Genomic DNA, 17,302 nt, shown 5'->3' with positions numbered 1-17,302 from the left:
AGCTCCGCATGAAATTCACTTCGATAGGATTATATATGCGGCTCGCTTCGCTAAAAAACGGCATTTTGGTCTCCCTTTAGCTTTAGCTAGTAGAAACCCCCACAACTATTAGTTAACCTTGGGCGCTATTAGCCGTTAATACAAATCACAAAACCCCGGACGCAGAAAAAAAGAACCCCGCCTATTCATTGAAAGGCGGGGTAGCGTCAGTGCAGGCTCTTAACGACGCGAATTTGTTTACGGAGACCTTTTAAAACCGGGCAGCGTCCTGGTTGTTCCCAATTATTCGTTTCGATCCTTGCCGGCGTGTCCGACGAACAGTCCGCGTGACACCTCTTGGATAGCTTTCGCGGCTTCGATGGCTGTCCAGCCGGAGTTTTCAGCTTCCTCGATCAGTTCAACGACGCGGAACGCGATTGCTGTCTGACAGTCAATATTACGGTCAGGATATTTGCCGTCGCTTTTCGGACCGGAGATTTTCTTTGAACTCGCCATAAGCACCCTTCCTCATTTTTTGACGAAGGTAGGGCGGGGATTGCGAACTTGTAGTGGCGCCTAGAACAAACTCGGCTGCGCTTCCTCGTTGTCATTCCTTGGCGTCAGGTCGATAAGATCAGCGTCGGCCAGAGGCTTTTGCATTTCCTTGGCTTCGTTCCAGGGAGCCCGCAGCCATGTGTCGATTTCCTCTGTGGTGCGGAGAATAACTGGCATTGCCTTTGGGTGGATCGGCTTCACCACGGCATTCGGGTCGGTGGTCAGGAACGCGAAGATATCGACCTCGACCGGCCCTTCCTTTTTCTTCCTTACACCCTTCCAACTTGTCCATATTCCGGCGAAAGCAAATAGCGGCTTTTCCTCGTTCAGAGCGAACCAGTGCAGCGGCTTGCGCTTGGTCTTCGGGTCCGGTTCCTGCCCATATTCGGAAAAGGAGGTTGCAGGAACGACGCACCGGCTTTCAACGCCTTGCCAGCGTCGCCAATGAGGCGAGGTGAGGTTTCGGATATTCGTTACCCCGCTATCCGCTTCGCCTTTCACATACATCGGCGGCGTCGGCATGCCCCAGCGGAGCATTGCCAACTCTGGCTCATCGCCCTTGAGGTTCCGCAAAACTGGGGCTGGATAGTCGGGAAAGATATCCATCTGCGGATCGATGCGGTTCGTCATATCTCCAAACTTGGGGAACAGGCGGCGCATGGCCTCATGTGTCGTTGTGATGTTGTACAGATTGCACATGCGCTCCTCCTCGTTTGGGGAGAATAGCATTCCTATTTTCGCCGTCCAGCCAGCGCATCCTCGCCTTCCTGCTTGTGGGCGCGACAGAACCATAGCTGGCCATTCGACAATTTATAACCAAAGGTTCCCCACTCCTTACAGCCTTTGGCATAACACCAGTGCACGAACAGACTTCCGGCTTTCGCAACACGGGCGTTGTCGTTCTTGTATTCGGCCATTCTCACCTCGGCATCTTCGTAATTCCAAACTGCGCATCGCCCTTTGCTGTGCATGCCTTGCATCTCAGGCGTCCATGTAGGTCGATGAAGAAGGTATGTGTTCCAAACTTTCGAAGAAGGATCATCCGATCTACCGATCCGATATGTCCGCAGCGACAGCAATAACCATATAGTTCGTACCACTGGAGAAGATCCATAATCCGGGTCGAAGCTGGCATTTCTTGCAGGAAGGGAGGTCGTATTCTCATCGATCAAAGTACGTCTCCCACGGCTTGGATTTCTTGTCCGTCGGGTCGTAAGGCACGCCGCCATAAAGCCGAATGAACTCTTGCTGGCCTTCCTCCGACGCGAATTTCACGATCGAGAAATGATACCCTTCATGATACTGGTAGCCATGCAGGTGATAGGCGCCCAGCCGATGTTCATCCGCGATCACTTCCAAAAGCCGTTGGCGTAATTCGTCTGTCAGATACAATACGACCTGAAACGGGTAATGCTTATTAATCAGGGTTTTCGGCGGTTCGCCGCGTGATCTGCCGCTCATTTCACGAAGACAGTCGGCTTCCATCCTCGGGTATAGCCATGACTGACAGCCATACTGGCTATGGCGACCTCTTTAACGAGAAAATCCCGATCTTTGAGAAGCGCCTCTATCGCGGCTCGCGCATCGCCCTTGTGGTAGGCGAGAACCAATTCAATTTCGTCGTCGTATTCATTTTCCTGCGCAACCGCACTCATTGTTCTGCTCCATTGAAGCAGACACACACGCCACCAAGCATGTCTGGATTTCATCAGCGCCGCCCGCTGATGTTCCTAAAATGTTCTTGTTTGAGAGGAGAGTCAATCGCGAACTCAGCGCTGTGGAAACTTATGGGATCACCTGTGGATTTCCTGTGCGCATTCGCGGGTTTATCGAACCAAAACCTTCTCCCATTTCCCATCGCCGAACGGTTTGCCGCCATGCCGACGCATAAATGCGCTCATGCACCTTTCGGTAGGAAAACTGAAAACGCAGAAACCAACTCCAGACTTGCGGGCCATGCGATGAGGCAGGCGAGCACCGAGCCGATCAGCATCACGATGCACCTCGCGACGTGCAAACTTCAAGGCGTAAGATTCGGGGAGTGCGACCTGGAACGTTTTCATTAGGCTGCCCTCTTAAAGAGATCGACAGGATGGCCATGGGTGACAGCGAGCCGCGAGAGTTCGACTTCGCGAACTAGGAAGTCGCGGTCTTTCAAAAGTGCCTCGATGGCAGCGCGCACATCTCCACCGTGATACGCGAGAACTTCCTCAATTTCGGCGTCATAGCTTTGGACAAGAGCGTTCATAGGTTTCTCCTGCTTTCATTATATGTTCCTATTTTGTTCTCATTGGAGTTTTCAGTCAAGATGCTAAATTGCGTACCTCAACGTGTTACAAATCGTGCAATATTTTGTGTAACAATATGTGCTACAGTTTCGGACGCGTAACGAAAATAACGCAACAAAAACAAGATACAAGGAAGCGGTTTTATACCAACCGACCGTACCATTGCCCTCACATATTAGCTGCGAGTTTAGAGAAGCGCCGACGCAAGGCCTGTGTGGCGGTTCGCTGAATTGGAACCAATTTCCCAGCCTTCCATTAGGTCTATAGCGGCCCGTTTTAAAGCCGCTGCAACCAACAGGAGGATTTGATCCATGAAACAGGTCAACCCGACTGAGGCAAGGCAAGGACGTGAAGGCAAGCCCGTTCTCATGGTGCTGCTGGTCAGCATTGCGGCGGCGCTGGCCGTCTGGGCGCTGGTTGAAATCTACGGTGCCGTCATTTCTCCCGATGAGAACATGCCGAACGGCGAAAATTCCTTGCCGCCCGCGACGACTGAGACGGTTCCTCCGGCTTCGGCACAGTGAGCGACAAGCGAATAATCCCGGCGGAACCAAACCCCACCATGCCCGTTATCGGGCATGGAACAATTCTGGGAACAATTCTGGGCTGAATTCACGCACGACAATATAGTCAGTCTGCCGGTAGTACTGGCGCGAATGCTGCTGGCAACCCTGCTCGGGTCCATCATTGGCCTTGAACGGGAATGGCGCAGGCGGCCAGCGGGACTGAAGACGCATATGCTCGTCTGCCTCGCCTCGGCTACCTTCACGATCGTCTCGCTGGAACTCGTCAACGTGCCGGTATTCAACGATCAGAATATCCGGATGGACCCTTCGCGTCTCGTGGAGGCGATCACCAGCGGCGTTGCCTTTCTGGCGGCCGGTTTCATCATTTTCGCACGTGGAAAAATAACGGGTATCACGACAGGCGCTGGCATGTGGCTCGCGGCTTCCGTCGGTCTCGCCAGCGGTCTCGGCCTCTGGCATATCGCGATCATGGCGACGTTCATCGCCGTCGCGGTCCTGATCGTGGTGGGAAAGATGGAAAACTCCGTCGGCCCGGACAACAGCAAAGTCGACTGTAAAGTCGGGGGCAAGCCCTCCTGAGCTGCCGTCGGGCCTTATCCCTTTGAGGGATGGATCAGGCTTCGGCGAGCGCCTCGGCAATGCGGTCCTTCAAGGCAAGTCGCTGCTTGCGCAGGTTCGTCTCTTCTTCCTGGCTTACCGGTTCTATCTTCGTTTCCGCCCGGTGGATGCGGTCGTTCACTGAATCATATTCTTCCAGAATCTGGGCAAAACGCGCGTTCTTTGCCTTCAGGGCATGGATGGCTTCGAGCTGACCGGGAAACTCTTCACCGAGCGTATGGGGGGTATTCGACATTCCAAGGCTCCTTCCTTTGGGTTGAAAAGAGCTTCGCAAGCTCGCGAGCGGGTGGCATTGATTGCAATCAAGCCGGGTGGAAAGGAATATGCCGAAACTGCATGGCTGGCATGCAAATGGCGATCTTCTAAGCAGGCGGAACGATCCCCATCTAATGAGTGCGGACGAAGAACTGTCCGTGATGGAGAAAAAAATGTTTACCCGCTTCAATAATCGTTTCGGTCGTGCATTCGCGCAATTCGGTAGCGCCGTTCGTGCCTCTGCCGCTGTGCGCGCTGGTCAGAAGCCCACTGCACAGGACCTTGAGACGCTTGGCATCGACGTCGATCAGTTCCGCCGCATCCAGGGTTAAGCAATCCAAATAGGCGTATGCGTATCTGAGTAAAAAGCCCGGCAGTGCCGGGCTTTTGTTTTTTCAATCTTCGTCCGTCGCCATCTGGCTCAGCAATTCGCCCTTGCCGCGCTGGCGCATGATCATGGGGACGACGACTGCGGCAATCGCAAGCGCGATCAGCACAATCGAAACCCATGAATGTACCAGGGCCATCGGGTTGCCCTGACTGATCTGCAATGCCTGACGCAGGCTTTTCTCGGCCATCGGCCCGAGGATCAGGCCAACGACAACCGGCGCGATGGGATAATGGAAGCGCCGCAGCACATAGCCCAGCACGCCGAACGCCAGAAGCAAACCCAACTCGAATGAGACCGGCAGGCCGAACAGCATCGAGGTGGAGGCATTCGCGCCGATTGTTCCAAGCGTTGCGAAAACCAGAATGCCCGCATAAAGCCAGTGCCGCGGGATGGTGAGCATCTTCACCCACAGGCCGATGAGGGGCAGGTTGAGAACCAGCAGCATGAGGTTGGCGACGAGAAGGCTCGCCACCAGACCCCAAACCAGCGTGGCATTGGTCACAAAGAGGAGGGGCCCCGGCTGCAGGCCGAATTGCTGGAAGCCGGCAAGCATGATTGCCGCGGTCGCCGTAGTGGGCAGGCCGAGCGTCAGGAGCGGCACGAGCGTACCGGCGGCGGAAGCATTGTTGGCCGCTTCCGGTCCGGCCACGCCTTCGATTGCACCTTTGCCGAATTCTTCCGGATGTTTCGAGAACTGCCGTTCCGCCGAATAGGAAAGGAAGCTCGACACATCGGCGCCGCCCGCTGGCATGGCACCGATTGGAAAGCCGATTGCGGTGCCGCGAAGCCACGGCATCCACGAGCGTTTCCAGTCGTTCTTCGTCATCCAGACGGAACCCTTGACGGCGATGACCTCATCTTCTGGCCGAAGCTTTTTCGACACGACCGCAAGGGTTTCGCCGATGGCGAACAGCGCGACCGCCAGTGTGGTGACATTGATGCCATCGAGCAGGTTCGGCGTTCCCATGACAAGGCGTGCCTGACCGGTCAACTGGTCAATGCCGATCAGTCCGAGCGCAAGGCCGATGAAAAGGGACGTCAGGCCGCGCAGCGTGGAATCGCCGAAGGCCGCCGAAACGGTCATGAAGGCAAGCAGCATCAGCGCGAAATATTCCGATGGCCCGAAGGAGAGGGCAAATTTCACGACCCACGGCGCGACGAAGGCGAGTGCCAGAGTGGCTATCAAGCCCGCGATGAAGGAGCCGATGGCGGCTGTCGCCAGCGCTGGTCCCCCGCGCCCGGCCCGGGCCATCTTGTTGCCCTCCAGCGCGGTGACGATGGATGCGCTCTCGCCCGGCGTATTGAGCAGGATCGACGTAGTCGAACCGCCATACATGCCGCCGTAATAGATGCCCGCGAACATGATGAGGGAGCCTGACGGGTCGAGCTTGTAGGTAACGGGCAGGAGCAGCGCGACGGTGAGTGCCGGGCCGATGCCGGGCAGCACGCCGACGGCGGTGCCCAGTGTTACGCCAATCAGCGCATAAAGAAGATTCGATGGTTCAAGCGCCACCAGAAGTCCGTTGGCGAGAAGTGCGACAGTATCCATGAGGGCACTCAGCCTTTAAAGCATTTCCAGCAAATGCGCGAAGCGATTTACGTAGGATAATGCGACAAAACAAGAAAGCATTTCCAGCAAAAGTGCGAAGCGGTTTTGCGTAGGATAATGCGACAACACAAGAATGCATTTCCAGCAAAGTGCGAAGCGGTTTTGCGTCGGATAATGCGATATCACGAGGACTTAGGGCATTTCCGTCGTTTCAGCCGAAACGGGGAATGCTCTAAACGAATTGTTCGAGCCAGCCAGACGGCAACGATAGCTGCAGGCCGCGTGCAAAGATGAACCAGATCACGAAGGCAAAAACGATGCCCACGGGAACGCTGATCCAAAATTTGCGATAGCCGAAGCCGCGTGCGGTCGCTGCGAAAAGCAGGCCGGTGGACAGGGAAAAGCCGACAGTCTTCATCGTCAGCATCTGGAGGGCCAGACCGCCGATTATCCACGCCATCGGCGCGATTTCCTGATGCTCACGTTCGGGGAAGTCGCCGCGAAGCGCCTCGAACACGGTCCAGATCGCGAGGCCGAACAATCCGGCTGCGACGACATAGGGCACGGTTTTCGGGCCGACCGGGGAATAGCTCGTCACATCGTTGCCATAGGTTGTCGACCAGGCAATGGCGATGGCGACAGCTGCGAGAACGAGAGCGATGACGAGTGCGGCGAAGTCTGGCGCCGCCCTTTCGGGGCGGCGCTCTTCATGCTGGCCTGATCCTGTCATTTGACGAGACCGATTTCCTTGAGGATGGTTTCAGTCGCGGCAACGTCCTTGGCCAGTTGCTCCTTGAATGCCGGACCGGCAAGGTAGGTATCCGCCCAGCCCTTGTCCTTCAGCGCCTTCTGCCAGGATTCCGACTTCACCATCTTCTCGATATCGGCATTGATGGCAGCTTCCTGCTCGGCAGTGATGCCGGGAGCCGCGCCGACCATGCGCCAGTTCTGGATCGAAACGTCCACGCCGCCTTCCTTGAAGGTCGGTGCGTCGATGCCTTCCACGCGCTCGTCGCTCGAAATGCCGATGATGCGCAGCGTACCGGCCTTGATCTGCGATTCGAATTCACCGTAGCCGGAAATGCCGACGGTCACCTGATTGCCGAGAATGGCCGCCAGCGCCTCGCCGCCGCCAGAGAAGGCAATGTAGTTGACCTTGGTCGGATCGACGCCTGCGGCCTTGGCAAAAAGGCCTGCGGTGATGTGGTCTGTACCGCCTGCGGAGCCGCCGCCCCACGAAACCGAGCCCGGATCGGCCTTGAGCTTCGCGGCAAGGTCGCCAATGTTCTGGATGTCGGAAGAAGCCGGAACGACGATGGCTTCATATTCGCCGGTAAGGCGGGCAATCGGCGTGATCTGTTCCAGGGTAACCGGCGATTTGTTGGTCAGGATCGCGCCGACCATGACATAGCCGCCCACGATCAGCTGGCTCGGATCGCCCTTGTTCTGGTTCACGAACTGCGCAAGGCCGATGGTGCCGCCAGCGCCGGGAACGTTGATGACCTGCACGCTGCCGGAAATCTTTTCGTCCTGAAGTGCGCTTTGCATCGTGCGCGCTGTCTGGTCCCAGCCGCCGCCCGGAGCAGCAGGCGCAAGCACCTTGTAGTCTTCTGCGGAAGCAGAGCCTGCCATAGCCAACGCCGCTACCGACGTCAGGGCCAGAATAAATCTACGCATATGTCCTCCCAACGGAATATATTGCCGCCCTGCGGCGGACCTCCCCAAAGTCCCGCTTTCCTAGCGGGAGCAAACTACATGGAGATTAGCGAAAACAAATTCAATAGGCCAGCATATGCGACAATAGTTTGGCCGCAATTTAAGTGACACGCTTTCGAATCGCTTGAAGATCGCGCGCCGGAAATAGCCGTCGAGACCTGCTTGACGGCGGCAGCGGGCCAACGTAATAGTGTAACGACGGTTCCCCGACCGAGAGCGAAGGGGATTAATAGGGAACACGGTGAGGACGACCCGAAAAGGGGCCGAGACCGTGGCTGCCCCCGCAACTGTAAGCGGATTGCCGTTCATCCTCGTGACGTTGAAAGCGTCATGCCACTGCGCCGGAGAAACGCGGGAAGGCAGATGAACAGCAGATATTCGCGAGCCAGGAGACCTGCCGTCTAGTGTTGTCCATTGTCACGGGCGGGGATGCCCGGAGCAGGAGCCGGTTATGACAGTTTTCCGCGTCGCAGGACGCTTCCTTCCATCGTCATCGCATGATTTCGACATGTCCCCGGATATGCCTGTCCGTCTTTCGCGCGGGATTTTTTCCGCCGCCTGACAGGGCTCGTTTCTCTTATCATTTTCGGGGATTCCCATGAAAATTCCAGGCAATATGCCGTTTCGTGCCGCTCTCTGCGCGGTCGCATTTCTGGCAGCCGGTCCGGCTGCACAGGCAGCAGAAACGCAATATCCGCTGACGCTGAAAAACTGCGGCCGTGATGTCACCTTCAAGCAGGCGCCAAGCCGCGCCGTTGCGGTCGGGCAGAGCAGCGCAGAAAATTCTCTATAGCCTCGGTCTCGGCGACAAGCTTGTCGGGACGGCGGTCTGGTTCGGCCCTGTCCTCAAGGGTTTCGAGGAGGCCAACGCCAAGGTAAAGCGGCTCGCCGATAACGATCCCAGCTTTGAAAGCGTTCTGGCGGAAAAGCCGGAAATCGTGACGGCTGATTTTCAGTGGCATGTCGGGCCCACGGGCATTGTGGCAAAGCCGGGAACAATTCGAGGAGCTTGGCATTCCGGCCTACACGTCGCCATCCGATTGCGTCGGCAAGGATAATTCCGGTGGCGGCGACGGCGTTCGCACGGCAGCGTTCAAGATGGATATCGTCTATCAGGAAATCACCGAACTGGCGGAAATCTTCAACGTGCAGGACCGTGGCGAGAAACTCGTCGCCGACTTGAAGGCCCGCGAAGCAGCGGCGCGTGAGAAAATTTCGTCCAAAGGCGAAAATCTTTCTGCAGTCGTCTGGTTCTCCAGCACACAGGTTGACGCTGACCCCTATGTGGCGGGCAAGTTCGGTGCGCCCGCCTATATTCTTTCGGCGCTCGGCATCAGGAATGTGATCGACAGCGAGGAAGAATGGCCGACAGTCGGATGGGAGACGATCGCGAAATCGAGCCCGTCGATGATCGTTGCCGCAAAGCTGGATCGCCGCCGCTATCCGGCTGATGACATTGCCGTCAAGCGCCAGTTCCTCGACAATGATGCTGTCACGAAGCTGATGCCTGCGGTGAAGGACAAGCATGTCTTCGACATGGATGCGCAATCGATGAGCACATCGCTTCGCGTGATCGAGGGCATCGAAACGCTTGCCGCCGATATCGCCGCCTCGGACCTCGACAAGTGACGGCGCGGGCAACAGCAACAGGCTTGAAACGCAAGGGAAGGGCACGCTCCGGCGTGTCTTTCCTGGTCTTTTCCCTTGTCCTGCTTCTCGTCGCCCTTTGGCTTGGGGCTGCGATAGGCGAAACGGCGATACCGCTCGACGTGGTTGCCAAGACTGTGGCCAACCGGGTGTGGAACGCCGGATATGCGCTCGAACCCATCGATGAGGGCATCGTCTGGAGTTATCGCCTCAGCCGTGCCGTCATCGCCGCATGTTGCGGCGCGTCGCTGGCAATATCCGGCGTCATCCTGCAATCGCTGCTGCGAAATTCACTTGCCGATCCTTACATTCTTGGAATTTCTGCGGGTGCTTCGACCGGGGCTGTCGGCGTCGCCATTCTCGGCATCGGCGCTGGTGTGCTATCGCTTTCGCTGGGCGCTTTCATCGGAGCCATCGTTGCCTTCTGCCTTGTGTCCTTGCTGGCGCTGCGGGCAGGGCGGGGCAGCAGCGCGATCATCCTCGCCGGCATTGCCGGTTCACAGCTTTTCAATGCGCTGACATCATTCATCGTCACCAAGGCTGCAAATGCAGAACAGGCACGCGGCATCATGTTCTGGCTTTTGGGCAATCTTTCAGGCGTCCGCTGGCCGGACGTCATCCTTGCCCTGCCTGCCTGTCTGGTGGGCCTTGCCATCTGCCTGTGGCATTCACGGGCGCTGGATGCCTTTACCTTCGGAACGGAATCCGCAGCTTCGCTCGGCATACCGGTCCGGCGCGTCTATGCGGTGCTGATCGGCGTCAGCGCCATGATGACGGCGGTCATGGTTTCCATCGTCGGCTCTGTCGGGTTCATCGGGCTTGTCATTCCCCATGCCGCCCGAATGGTGGTCGGGGTTCGGCACGGCAGGCTGTTGCCTGCGGCGGCACTGATTGGAGCAATCTTCATGATCGTTGCCGATATCCTGTCGCGCATAATCATTCCGGGCCAGGTGCTTCCGATTGGCGTCATCACGGCATTGTTCGGTGCGCCCGCCTTCGCCCTCCTGCTCGGACAAAGAAGGGCGTCGTCATGATCCTTTCGGCACGCAATGTCGGCTGGTCGGCGGGCAATGTCGAGATTTTGCGCAATGTTTCGCTAAACGTGGCGGAAGGTGAATTTCTTGGCATCATCGGGCCGAACGGATCGGGAAAGACCAGTTTTCTGTCCCTGCTTTCCGGCGTGCGCCGGTGCCGTGTCGGCGAAGTGAACCTTTGCGGTGCGCCCATCGGCAGTTTCAGCCGTCGCGAGATCGCACGCCGGCTGGCGCTGGTCGAGCAGCAGGCGGGCACCACGGAACGCATCACGGCGCGTCAGGCGGTTGAACTGGGGCGGACGCCTTATCTGGGCGCGCTGTCGCCATGGTCGGCGGAAGATGATGCAATCGTTGATCAGGCGCTGGCCAATGTCGATATGGGGCATCTGGCCGACCGCTACTGGCACACGCTTTCGGGCGGGGAGCGGCAGCGACTGCACATAGCCCGCGCTCTGGCGCAGGAACCACGGATATTGCTGCTGGACGAGCCGACCAATCATCTCGACATCGGACACCAGATCGGGCTGCTCGATCTTGTCAGCCGGCAGAAACTGACGGTCGTGGCTGCCTTGCACGACCTTAACCACGCCGCGATGTTCTGCGACCGTATCGCGGTCATGGACCGGGGAAATCTCGTCGCGCTGGGCACGCCCCGCGAGGTGTTGCGGGCAGAGCGCATCGCCGAGGTCTTCGGCATAGAAGTCGACGTCGAGCACACGGGCATCGACGGGTGCCATATCCGCTATCGAGCGCCGGACCGACGTTCTGTGAAACTCAGATATTCGGCTTGACGGGGGTGAGAGGATTGAACAGCAGCCCGCGACGGTCATTATCCTGCTTCATGCGGGCATCCTAATAAATATGGTAGCAAGTAGGATTATAAAATAGAAGTTACTAATATAGATACTTATGAAATAATACTAACATTATGATAAGCTGCATGTTTTATTCAATTTAATCACAGTAAATTGACCGTATTTATTGACAATCTGTTTTCATGGCGTTGACGATGGCGTTATAAAGCCTCAGCGCATCAGGGCATATGCACTGAATGCAAGGCGTAGCCTTGTCTCTAGGTGTATTGCAGAAGGACAGAAGAGATCATTCTTTGATTTGTTCCGTCATTCTCGGTCCTGATATGCGGGTCTCTCTGGCTTTCGGCCGGAAAGATCCGTTTTGGATCAAGAAACAATATTGGCACGCCCGCATTAACGGGCGTGCGGCAAATGCAGTTATTTCAATGAATTACTCTATTTATAATGAGCGGCGGCTTTTCATTTTGGAAAGCCGCCGTAATTTTTCTCAGGGATATTGAGCACCGGTGACGGTGAGATAGACTGCATAAAGCGACTTCGTCGCGGCGATGAAAAGCCGGTTGCGGCGCGGACCGCCAAAAGTCACGTTCGCGACTGTCTGCGGCGTTCTGATCTTGCCGAGGAGCGTGCCTTCCGGGGAGAAACAGTGCACGCCGTCGCCGGCGCTGGTCCACAGGTTGCCGTCCGTATCGAAGCGGAAACCATCCGGCAAGCCATTATCGATGGTGCAGAAGACCGTACCGCCGGTGACCCGTTTGCCGCCATCCACAACGTTGAAGACGCGGATGTGGCGCGGTGCGTTCTCGTCGTGGCTATAAGCGCTGTCGGCAACATAGAGCTTGGTTTCGTCAGGGGAGAAGGCAAGGCCGTTCGGCTGATGGAAATCGGTGATGATCGCATCGAGTTCGCCCGTTTTCGGGTCAAGGCGATAGACGTTGCGTGTCGGCTGTTCGGGTAGGGCCTTGAAACCTTCATAATCGGCCATGATGCCGTATGTCGGATCGGTGAACCAGACGGTTCCGTCTGAACGCACAATCACATCATTGGGGGCATTGAGCTTCTTGCCCTGGTAGCTGTCGGCAAGCACGGTGATGCTGCCGTCCGGTTCGGTGCGGATGACGCGGCGACCGCCATGCTCGCAGGTGACGAGGCGTCCTTCGCTGTCGCGCGTATGGCCGTTTGAGAAATTGGATGGCTGGCGGAATACGGAAACACCGCCTTCTGGCACCCAGCGCAGAATGCGCTGGTTGGGAATGTCGCTCCACAAAAGGCAGTTCTGGTCACCGAACCACACCGGACCTTCCGCCCAACGACAGCCGCTATAAAGCTCGTCCAGATCGGCGCTCGGCACGATCATCTGCTTGAAACGTTCGTCGTGGATTTCGTAAATCGAAACAGTCTGTAGCAAGGAAAATTACTCCGGGAAAAACTATCGTGCGGCCCGACGGCCACTGGCGAGGATGATCACCGCAATGATGGTGAGCCCGGTCAGGACGAGGCGGACACCGGCGCCGAAACCATAAGTGTTGAGCATCGAGACGATGAGGAACATGAACAGGGCGGCGCCCCAGATGCCGGGGATGTTGGAATCGCCACCGGCAACCGCCGTACCGCCAATGATGACGACAGCAATCGACATCAGGAGATATTCCGCCCCCATGTTCAGCGCCGCGCCGCCCGAGAAACAGGCAAGCAGGAAGCCGCAGAGCGAGGCCAGAACGGCGCAGAGCAGATAGGTGACGAAGCGCGTGCCATCGACGGGGATCCCGGCCATGCGCGCCGCGAACGGGTTCTGGCCGATTGCAGAAATCCAGCGCCCGTAGATGCTCTTTTTCAGGAGTACCCAGCCAATAACCGACAGGATCAGAGCCACTATGGCGACATTGGGAATGCCGAAGGTCGAGGCTGTGGTGAACTGTGCCAGGCTTTCCGGCGGTTTCACGCGCAGGCCGCGATTGCTCCAGATGGCCGTTGATTGGATCAGGAAGCTCATCGACAAGGTGGCGATGATGGGCGGAATGCGCAGGAGCTTGATCAGCGCATAATTGCAGATACCGACGGCAAGGCCGATGAGCAGCGCCACAGCGAGCCCGGCGAGGATCATTCCCTCCTGGGAATCCATCAGCTTCAGCGCCAGCGTTGCGGCGAGCGTCATGTTGGCGGGAACCGACAGATCGATATTGCCGGGGCCAAGCGTGATGACGAACATCTGGCCGAGACCGACGATCACCGAGAAGGATGCAAAGGTGAAGGCAGCGTGGGAAAGCCCGTGCGCGCCTGCGCCTCCGGTGAAAAGGATGGTGATGATCCACACGGCGACGGTCGCGATGAACGACCATATCCATGGGCGGCTGGTAAGCAGGGCGAGACCGTTCATTGCTTTTTCTCCCTCTTTTCGAGGCGGTTGAGGAAGAGGCGCAGGGCCAGCACCACGATGAGAATGCCGCCTTGCGCTCCGATCTGCCAATCCGGTGAAATGCGCATGAAGGAGAGGAACGATCCTGCAAGCGTCAGTGTGAGCGCGCCGATGACAGCGCCGATAGGCGAGACGCGCCCGCCGACGAATTCACCGCCGCCCAGAATGACGCCTGCGATGGAGAGAAGCGTATAACGTAACGCGATATTGGCATCCGCCGATGTGGTGAGGCCCACCAGCGCAATACCTGCAAGCACCGCGAAGAAAGCAGCCAATGCATAGGTTCCGGCGCGGATCATGGTGACAGACCAGCCGGCGCGCTCGATGGAGCGCGTGTTGCCGCCTGCGCCGCGCATCAGCACGCCGAAGGTCGACCGCATCACGATGAAATGCGTGACGAACGCAATCAGAATGCTGGCGACAATGGCCATCGGCATGAAAGGCGGCTTGGCGGTCATGATCCACCGCGCCCAGTCGGGAGCCTGGCCACCCGGCGATGGCAGAAGGAGGACTGCGAACCCGCCCCAGACGAAGCTCATGCCCAACGTGACGACGATGGATGGCAGGTTGCGCAGATGGATCAGCGCGCCGAGCGCCGCATAAGCCGCGATTGCGGCGGCAAGGATCAACACCCCGATGACAGGAGCGGTGTGGAGGTAGGTCGCGGCGACGCAGACCACGAAGCTCACGAAGGTGCCCATCGAAAGATCGAGGTCGTTGACGGCCATGATCAGCATCTGTGCGATGGTTGCCAGTGCGATCGGGACGGCAAGGTTGAACAGGAGGTTCAGCCCGGTGTAGCTCATGGCACGCGGCTGCATGTAGAAGACGGCGGCCAGAAGCAGGACCAGCGAGAACACCGGCGTCAGCAGGCGGATGGTGGAAGAGGAGAGGCGCATTATTCGTGACCTCCCTCGAAGGATGCGGCAAGCACGTTCTTTTCCGTAATGTCTTCGCCGGTCAGTTCAGCAACGATAGCGCCGTCGCGGAAAACATAGACCCGGTCGCAAAGTTCGATTTCGTCCATTTCGGTGGAATACCAGACGAAGGTGCGCCCGTTTTCCGCCTCATGGCGCAGAATTTCATAGACTTCCTGCTTGGTGCCGACATCGACGCCACGCATCGGATCGTCCATCAGGATCGTATGCGCGCTGGTTGCCAGAGCGCGGGCGAAGAGCACTTTCTGCTGGTTGCCGCCCGACAGCGACAGGATACGGTTGCCCATATCCGGCGTGCGTATCTGGATGCGGTCCTTCCATTCTCCGCCGAGCGCGTCTTCCCCGGTCTGGTCGACGAGTTTCAGCGACGAAAGCCGGTCGAGCGAACTGACCGTGAGATTGTGCAGGATGCTCCACAGCGGAAAAGTGCCGTTGAGGCTGCGGTCGCCTGCGACGAAGGCGATCTCGCAGGTGCGGGCCGGTATCCAGTTGGGGCGTCGCGCATAGTAAAGGTCGAGCAGCATCCTGGTCTGTCCGTGCCCTGCCAGACCGGCGAGGCCGATGACTTCGCCCTTGAAAGCCTGAAACGGCTTTATGTCGGCGGCGCGCTTTGCGAGGGACAGAACGGGCGAGCCGGTGGCATCGGTCTTTGCGACGCGGCGCGCCGCTTTCTCGCGCTCCACGCTGCCCATGGCCTCGACGAGGCTGCGATTGGTAAATTCGCTGGCGGCGCGATTGGCGACGACCTTGCCGTCCTTCATCACCACGATGCGGTCGGAGGTGGAGAGAATTTCGCCCAGCATGTGCGAAATGAGGATAACGGCACCGCCGGTTTCAACGAAGCGACGCACATAGGCCATCAGTTGCGCGGCAATGCCTGCATCGAGCGACGAGGTCGGCTCGTCGAGAATGACCAGTTTTGGCGCAGTACCGGGAGCGGTGAAGTTGATTGCGATTTCCACCATCTGCCGCTCGGCAATCGACAGTTCGTCGATGGTCGCGCTGCTTTCGATCTTGTGGCCCGGAAAAATCTCGTTGAGTTTTTTGGAAATCAGTTCAACGGCCTTGCCACGCCAGTTCGCGCCTTCGAGGTCGCGTTGCATGATGCGGACATTCTCGGCAATCGTCAGGTTGGGGAACAGCGACAGTTCCTGAAACACGCAGCGCACGCCGTGCTTGCGCGCCATCGCCACGCCATGTCCGGCTTCGCCGTGATAGGAAACGCTGCCTTCGTGCGGCGACAGCCCGCCATTGATGACATTGACGATGGTGGATTTGCCCGCGCCATTGTGCCCCACAAGCCCGACACACTCGCCTTCGCGGATCACGAGTTCGGCGCCATCCAGTGCTTTCACCGCACCGAACTGCACGCGGATATTGCGCGCGGCGACGACCTCTCGTTTCTCTGCTGCTTCTGTCATACGTTCATCTGACTGCTGGAAATGCTGAATAAGGTGACGGAAAAGGGCGGGAACGAAACCCGCCCCGATCGTCTGATGATGCAACGCGCTGCTTATTTCGCGGCGTCGATGACCTTCTGCGCGTCTTCAAGCGAATATTCGACATTCGCGACGCCACCCTTCTGGGTGTTGGCAAGGTCCTTGTCGAGCGATTCCTGGCTGACACTGAGGAACGGAACCACAAGGTCCTTCTTCACGTCCTTGCCGTCGAGAATCTGCTGGGCAACCCAGAAAGCAAGCGTGGATACGCCGGGTGCAATCGAAACCGACATGGTTTCGTAGCCGTTGGCGTCCTTCTGCTGTTTCCACCACTGCAATTCGTCCTCACGATTGCCCATGATGATGATCGGCGTTTCGCGCTTGGCGGCGGCGAAAGCCTGCGCAGCGCCGTAACCGTCGCCACCCTGCGTCACGACCGCATCGATTTTCGGCAGGCTTGGGAGAATGCCCGCGACGGCACGCTGTGCGACGTCTGCGGCCCAGTCGCCATTGACGGAACCGACGATCTTGAATTTAGGATGTTTCTTCACGCCTTCTTCGATGCCGGCATGGATATTGTCATCGACGGAAACACCGGCAAGGCCGCGAATTTCGAGCAGGTTGCCGCCATCCGGGAGGCGCTTGGCAAGATAGTCGATCTGGCCTTCACCCATCGCCTTGAAATCGACCGCGATGCGCCAAGCACAAGGCTCGGTCACGATGCCGTCGAAGGAAACGACCGTGATGCCCGCATCGCAGGCTTCCTTGATCGCGCCATTCAAGGCGGTCGGCGAGGCGGCATTAATGACGATGGCGTCATAGCCCTGCAGGATCATGTTCTGGATCTGCGCGGCCTGTTCGGTCGCCTGGTTTTCAGCCGTCGTGAACGGGTCGGCAGCAGCCACCACGCCGGCCTTCACGGCTTCCTTGGTGATCTTGTCCCAGCTTTCCAGCATGGCCTGACGCCATGAGTTGCCAGCATAATTGTTCGAGAATGCGATCTTCTTCGACGATGTGTCGGCCATTGCGCTGCCTGCGGCCAATACGCCTGCCAGTGCTGCGGATGCGAAAAGGATTTTTGCGAGTTTCATTCATTCCTCCCAGTTGCCAGTATGCGACCCGCAGCGCCCCGGCA

At 57.8% G+C, this 17,302-nt stretch carries 21 protein-coding genes, 1 pseudogene and 1 riboswitch; of the genes and pseudogenes, 7 read left to right on the top strand and 15 right to left on the bottom strand.

The genetic code is table 11. The features are described from left to right. Positions 1-282: 282 nt before the first annotated feature. From OINT_RS17310 to OINT_RS17280, 6 genes are all read right to left on the bottom strand, one after another. Complete coding sequence (locus OINT_RS17310) at positions 283-495, bottom strand: hypothetical protein (protein ID WP_006471965.1); 213 nt, start codon at positions 493-495, stop codon at positions 283-285. A gap of 60 nt (positions 496-555) precedes the next feature. After that, on the bottom strand, positions 556-1,233 hold the full coding sequence (locus OINT_RS17305; protein WP_006471966.1) for an SOS response-associated peptidase: 678 nt from the start codon (positions 1,231-1,233) through the stop codon (positions 556-558). 32 nt (positions 1,234-1,265) lie between these two features. Beyond that, positions 1,266-1,451, bottom strand: coding sequence for a hypothetical protein (locus OINT_RS17300; RefSeq protein WP_036565350.1), 186 nt, complete (start codon positions 1,449-1,451; stop codon positions 1,266-1,268). A gap of 244 nt (positions 1,452-1,695) precedes the next feature. Next, positions 1,696-2,019, bottom strand: coding sequence for a hypothetical protein (locus OINT_RS17295; protein ID WP_006469187.1), 324 nt, complete (start codon positions 2,017-2,019; stop codon positions 1,696-1,698). Beyond that, positions 1,992-2,189, bottom strand: coding sequence for a hypothetical protein (locus tag OINT_RS24125; RefSeq protein WP_006469186.1), 198 nt, complete (start codon positions 2,187-2,189; stop codon positions 1,992-1,994). The genes OINT_RS17295 and OINT_RS24125 overlap by 28 nt, the downstream gene beginning before the upstream one ends. Positions 2,190-2,596: 407 nt before the next feature. Further along, positions 2,597-2,782 (bottom strand): SH2 domain-containing protein, encoded by a 186-nt coding sequence (locus tag OINT_RS17280; protein ID WP_006469185.1) that lies wholly within the window; start codon positions 2,780-2,782, stop codon positions 2,597-2,599. Positions 2,783-3,133: 351 nt separating this feature from the next. Between OINT_RS17280 and OINT_RS17275 the strand changes: the two genes are divergently transcribed. After that, entirely contained in the window at positions 3,134-3,346 is a 213-nt protein-coding gene (locus OINT_RS17275) for a hypothetical protein (RefSeq protein ID WP_006469184.1), read from the top strand. A gap of 54 nt (positions 3,347-3,400) precedes the next feature. After that, positions 3,401-3,928, top strand: a complete 528-nt coding sequence (locus tag OINT_RS17270; protein ID WP_006469183.1) for an MgtC/SapB family protein — start codon at positions 3,401-3,403, stop codon at positions 3,926-3,928. 34 nt (positions 3,929-3,962) lie between these two features. Here OINT_RS17270 and OINT_RS17265 read toward each other — a convergent pair whose 3' ends face one another. Next, positions 3,963-4,202, bottom strand: a complete 240-nt coding sequence (locus OINT_RS17265) for a YdcH family protein (RefSeq protein WP_006471972.1) — start codon at positions 4,200-4,202, stop codon at positions 3,963-3,965. Between the two features lie 88 nt (positions 4,203-4,290). Between OINT_RS17265 and OINT_RS23985 the strand changes: the two genes are divergently transcribed. Then, positions 4,291-4,554, top strand: coding sequence for a hypothetical protein (locus tag OINT_RS23985; protein WP_006471973.1), 264 nt, complete (start codon positions 4,291-4,293; stop codon positions 4,552-4,554). A 63-nt stretch (positions 4,555-4,617) separates the two neighbouring features. On the opposite strand, the gene OINT_RS17255 is transcribed toward OINT_RS23985, so the two are convergent. From OINT_RS17255 to OINT_RS17245, 3 genes are all read right to left on the bottom strand, one after another. Beyond that, positions 4,618-6,162, bottom strand: a complete 1,545-nt coding sequence (locus tag OINT_RS17255) for a tripartite tricarboxylate transporter permease (protein WP_006469180.1) — start codon at positions 6,160-6,162, stop codon at positions 4,618-4,620. 232 nt (positions 6,163-6,394) lie between these two features. Continuing rightward, a complete protein-coding gene (locus tag OINT_RS17250) occupies positions 6,395-6,892 on the bottom strand; it encodes a tripartite tricarboxylate transporter TctB family protein (RefSeq protein ID WP_006469178.1) in 498 nt (165 codons plus the stop codon). Further along, positions 6,889-7,839, bottom strand: a complete 951-nt coding sequence (locus OINT_RS17245; protein WP_006471974.1) for a Bug family tripartite tricarboxylate transporter substrate binding protein — start codon at positions 7,837-7,839, stop codon at positions 6,889-6,891. Before OINT_RS17245 ends, OINT_RS17250 begins: the two co-directional genes overlap by 4 nt. Before the next feature lie 221 nt (positions 7,840-8,060). After that, positions 8,061-8,294, top strand: a riboswitch (cobalamin riboswitch). 182 nt (positions 8,295-8,476) lie between these two features. Between OINT_RS17245 and OINT_RS17240 the strand changes: the two are divergent. The 4 genes and pseudogenes from OINT_RS17240 to OINT_RS23630 all read left to right on the top strand — a co-directional run bounded on the left by OINT_RS17240 (position 8,477) and on the right by OINT_RS23630 (position 11,874). After that, positions 8,477-9,507 (top strand): annotated as a pseudogene (locus OINT_RS17240) (ABC transporter substrate-binding protein). Then, positions 9,504-10,559, top strand: coding sequence for a FecCD family ABC transporter permease (locus OINT_RS17235; protein WP_006469174.1), 1,056 nt, complete (start codon positions 9,504-9,506; stop codon positions 10,557-10,559). The pseudogene OINT_RS17240 and the gene OINT_RS17235 overlap by 4 nt, the downstream one beginning before the upstream one ends. Then, a complete protein-coding gene (locus OINT_RS17230) occupies positions 10,556-11,350 on the top strand; it encodes an ABC transporter ATP-binding protein (RefSeq protein WP_006469173.1) in 795 nt (264 codons plus the stop codon). Before OINT_RS17235 ends, OINT_RS17230 begins: the two co-directional genes overlap by 4 nt. 260 nt (positions 11,351-11,610) lie before the next feature. Continuing rightward, positions 11,611-11,874 carry a hypothetical protein gene (locus tag OINT_RS23630; protein ID WP_128005843.1) on the top strand — a complete coding sequence of 88 codons (264 nt, stop codon included), beginning with the start codon at positions 11,611-11,613 and terminating at the stop codon, positions 11,872-11,874. Here the strand turns inward: OINT_RS23630 and OINT_RS17225 are convergent. The 5 genes from OINT_RS17225 to OINT_RS17205 form a co-directional block, all read right to left on the bottom strand. After that, positions 11,862-12,731, bottom strand: coding sequence for an SMP-30/gluconolactonase/LRE family protein (locus OINT_RS17225; protein ID WP_050791044.1), 870 nt, complete (start codon positions 12,729-12,731; stop codon positions 11,862-11,864). The two genes, OINT_RS23630 and OINT_RS17225, sit on opposite strands and share 13 nt — an antisense overlap. 72 nt (positions 12,732-12,803) lie before the next feature. Continuing rightward, positions 12,804-13,751: an ABC transporter permease gene (locus OINT_RS17220; protein ID WP_021587289.1), complete on the bottom strand. Its 948-nt coding sequence runs from the start codon at positions 13,749-13,751 to the stop codon at positions 12,804-12,806. Beyond that, positions 13,748-14,689 carry an ABC transporter permease gene (locus tag OINT_RS17215; protein ID WP_006469170.1) on the bottom strand — a complete coding sequence of 314 codons (942 nt, stop codon included), beginning with the start codon at positions 14,687-14,689 and terminating at the stop codon, positions 13,748-13,750. The genes OINT_RS17220 and OINT_RS17215 overlap by 4 nt, the downstream gene beginning before the upstream one ends. Next, on the bottom strand, positions 14,689-16,149 hold the full coding sequence (locus OINT_RS17210; protein ID WP_031346997.1) for an ATP-binding cassette domain-containing protein: 1,461 nt from the start codon (positions 16,147-16,149) through the stop codon (positions 14,689-14,691). Before OINT_RS17210 ends, OINT_RS17215 begins: the two co-directional genes overlap by 1 nt. A 92-nt stretch (positions 16,150-16,241) precedes the next feature. Continuing rightward, entirely contained in the window at positions 16,242-17,258 is a 1,017-nt protein-coding gene (locus OINT_RS17205) for an ABC transporter substrate-binding protein (RefSeq protein WP_006469168.1), read from the bottom strand. Between the last annotated feature and the right edge of the window lie 44 nt (positions 17,259-17,302).

The sequence above is a fragment of the Brucella intermedia LMG 3301 genome (assembly GCF_000182645.1).
GTDB classification, from domain to species: domain Bacteria; phylum Pseudomonadota; class Alphaproteobacteria; order Rhizobiales; family Rhizobiaceae; genus Brucella; species Brucella intermedia.
This window is presented reverse-complemented; position numbering and strand designations above follow the sequence as displayed.

Coding starts and splice junctions, on each gene's coding strand:
- OINT_RS17310 (WP_006471965.1), bottom strand. CDS start 495: ATGGCGAGTTCAAAGAAAATCTCCGGTCCGAAAAGCGACGGCAAATAT.
- OINT_RS17305 (WP_006471966.1), bottom strand. CDS start 1,233: ATGTGCAATCTGTACAACATCACAACGACACATGAGGCCATGCGCCGC.
- OINT_RS17300 (WP_036565350.1), bottom strand. CDS start 1,451: ATGGCCGAATACAAGAACGACAACGCCCGTGTTGCGAAAGCCGGAAGT.
- OINT_RS17295 (WP_006469187.1), bottom strand. CDS start 2,019: ATGGAAGCCGACTGTCTTCGTGAAATGAGCGGCAGATCACGCGGCGAA.
- OINT_RS24125 (WP_006469186.1), bottom strand. CDS start 2,189: ATGAGTGCGGTTGCGCAGGAAAATGAATACGACGACGAAATTGAATTG.
- OINT_RS17280 (WP_006469185.1), bottom strand. CDS start 2,782: ATGAACGCTCTTGTCCAAAGCTATGACGCCGAAATTGAGGAAGTTCTC.
- OINT_RS17275 (WP_006469184.1), top strand. CDS start 3,134: ATGAAACAGGTCAACCCGACTGAGGCAAGGCAAGGACGTGAAGGCAAG.
- OINT_RS17270 (WP_006469183.1), top strand. CDS start 3,401: ATGGAACAATTCTGGGAACAATTCTGGGCTGAATTCACGCACGACAAT.
- OINT_RS17265 (WP_006471972.1), bottom strand. CDS start 4,202: ATGTCGAATACCCCCCATACGCTCGGTGAAGAGTTTCCCGGTCAGCTC.
- OINT_RS23985 (WP_006471973.1), top strand. CDS start 4,291: ATGCCGAAACTGCATGGCTGGCATGCAAATGGCGATCTTCTAAGCAGG.
- OINT_RS17255 (WP_006469180.1), bottom strand. CDS start 6,162: ATGGATACTGTCGCACTTCTCGCCAACGGACTTCTGGTGGCGCTTGAA.
- OINT_RS17250 (WP_006469178.1), bottom strand. CDS start 6,892: ATGACAGGATCAGGCCAGCATGAAGAGCGCCGCCCCGAAAGGGCGGCG.
- OINT_RS17245 (WP_006471974.1), bottom strand. CDS start 7,839: ATGCGTAGATTTATTCTGGCCCTGACGTCGGTAGCGGCGTTGGCTATG.
- OINT_RS17230 (WP_006469173.1), top strand. CDS start 10,556: ATGATCCTTTCGGCACGCAATGTCGGCTGGTCGGCGGGCAATGTCGAG.
- OINT_RS23630 (WP_128005843.1), top strand. CDS start 11,611: ATGCAAGGCGTAGCCTTGTCTCTAGGTGTATTGCAGAAGGACAGAAGA.
- OINT_RS17225 (WP_050791044.1), bottom strand. CDS start 12,731: ATGATCGTGCCGAGCGCCGATCTGGACGAGCTTTATAGCGGCTGTCGT.
- OINT_RS17220 (WP_021587289.1), bottom strand. CDS start 13,751: ATGAACGGTCTCGCCCTGCTTACCAGCCGCCCATGGATATGGTCGTTC.
- OINT_RS17215 (WP_006469170.1), bottom strand. CDS start 14,689: ATGCGCCTCTCCTCTTCCACCATCCGCCTGCTGACGCCGGTGTTCTCG.
- OINT_RS17210 (WP_031346997.1), bottom strand. CDS start 16,149: ATGACAGAAGCAGCAGAGAAACGAGAGGTCGTCGCCGCGCGCAATATC.
- OINT_RS17205 (WP_006469168.1), bottom strand. CDS start 17,258: ATGAAACTCGCAAAAATCCTTTTCGCATCCGCAGCACTGGCAGGCGTA.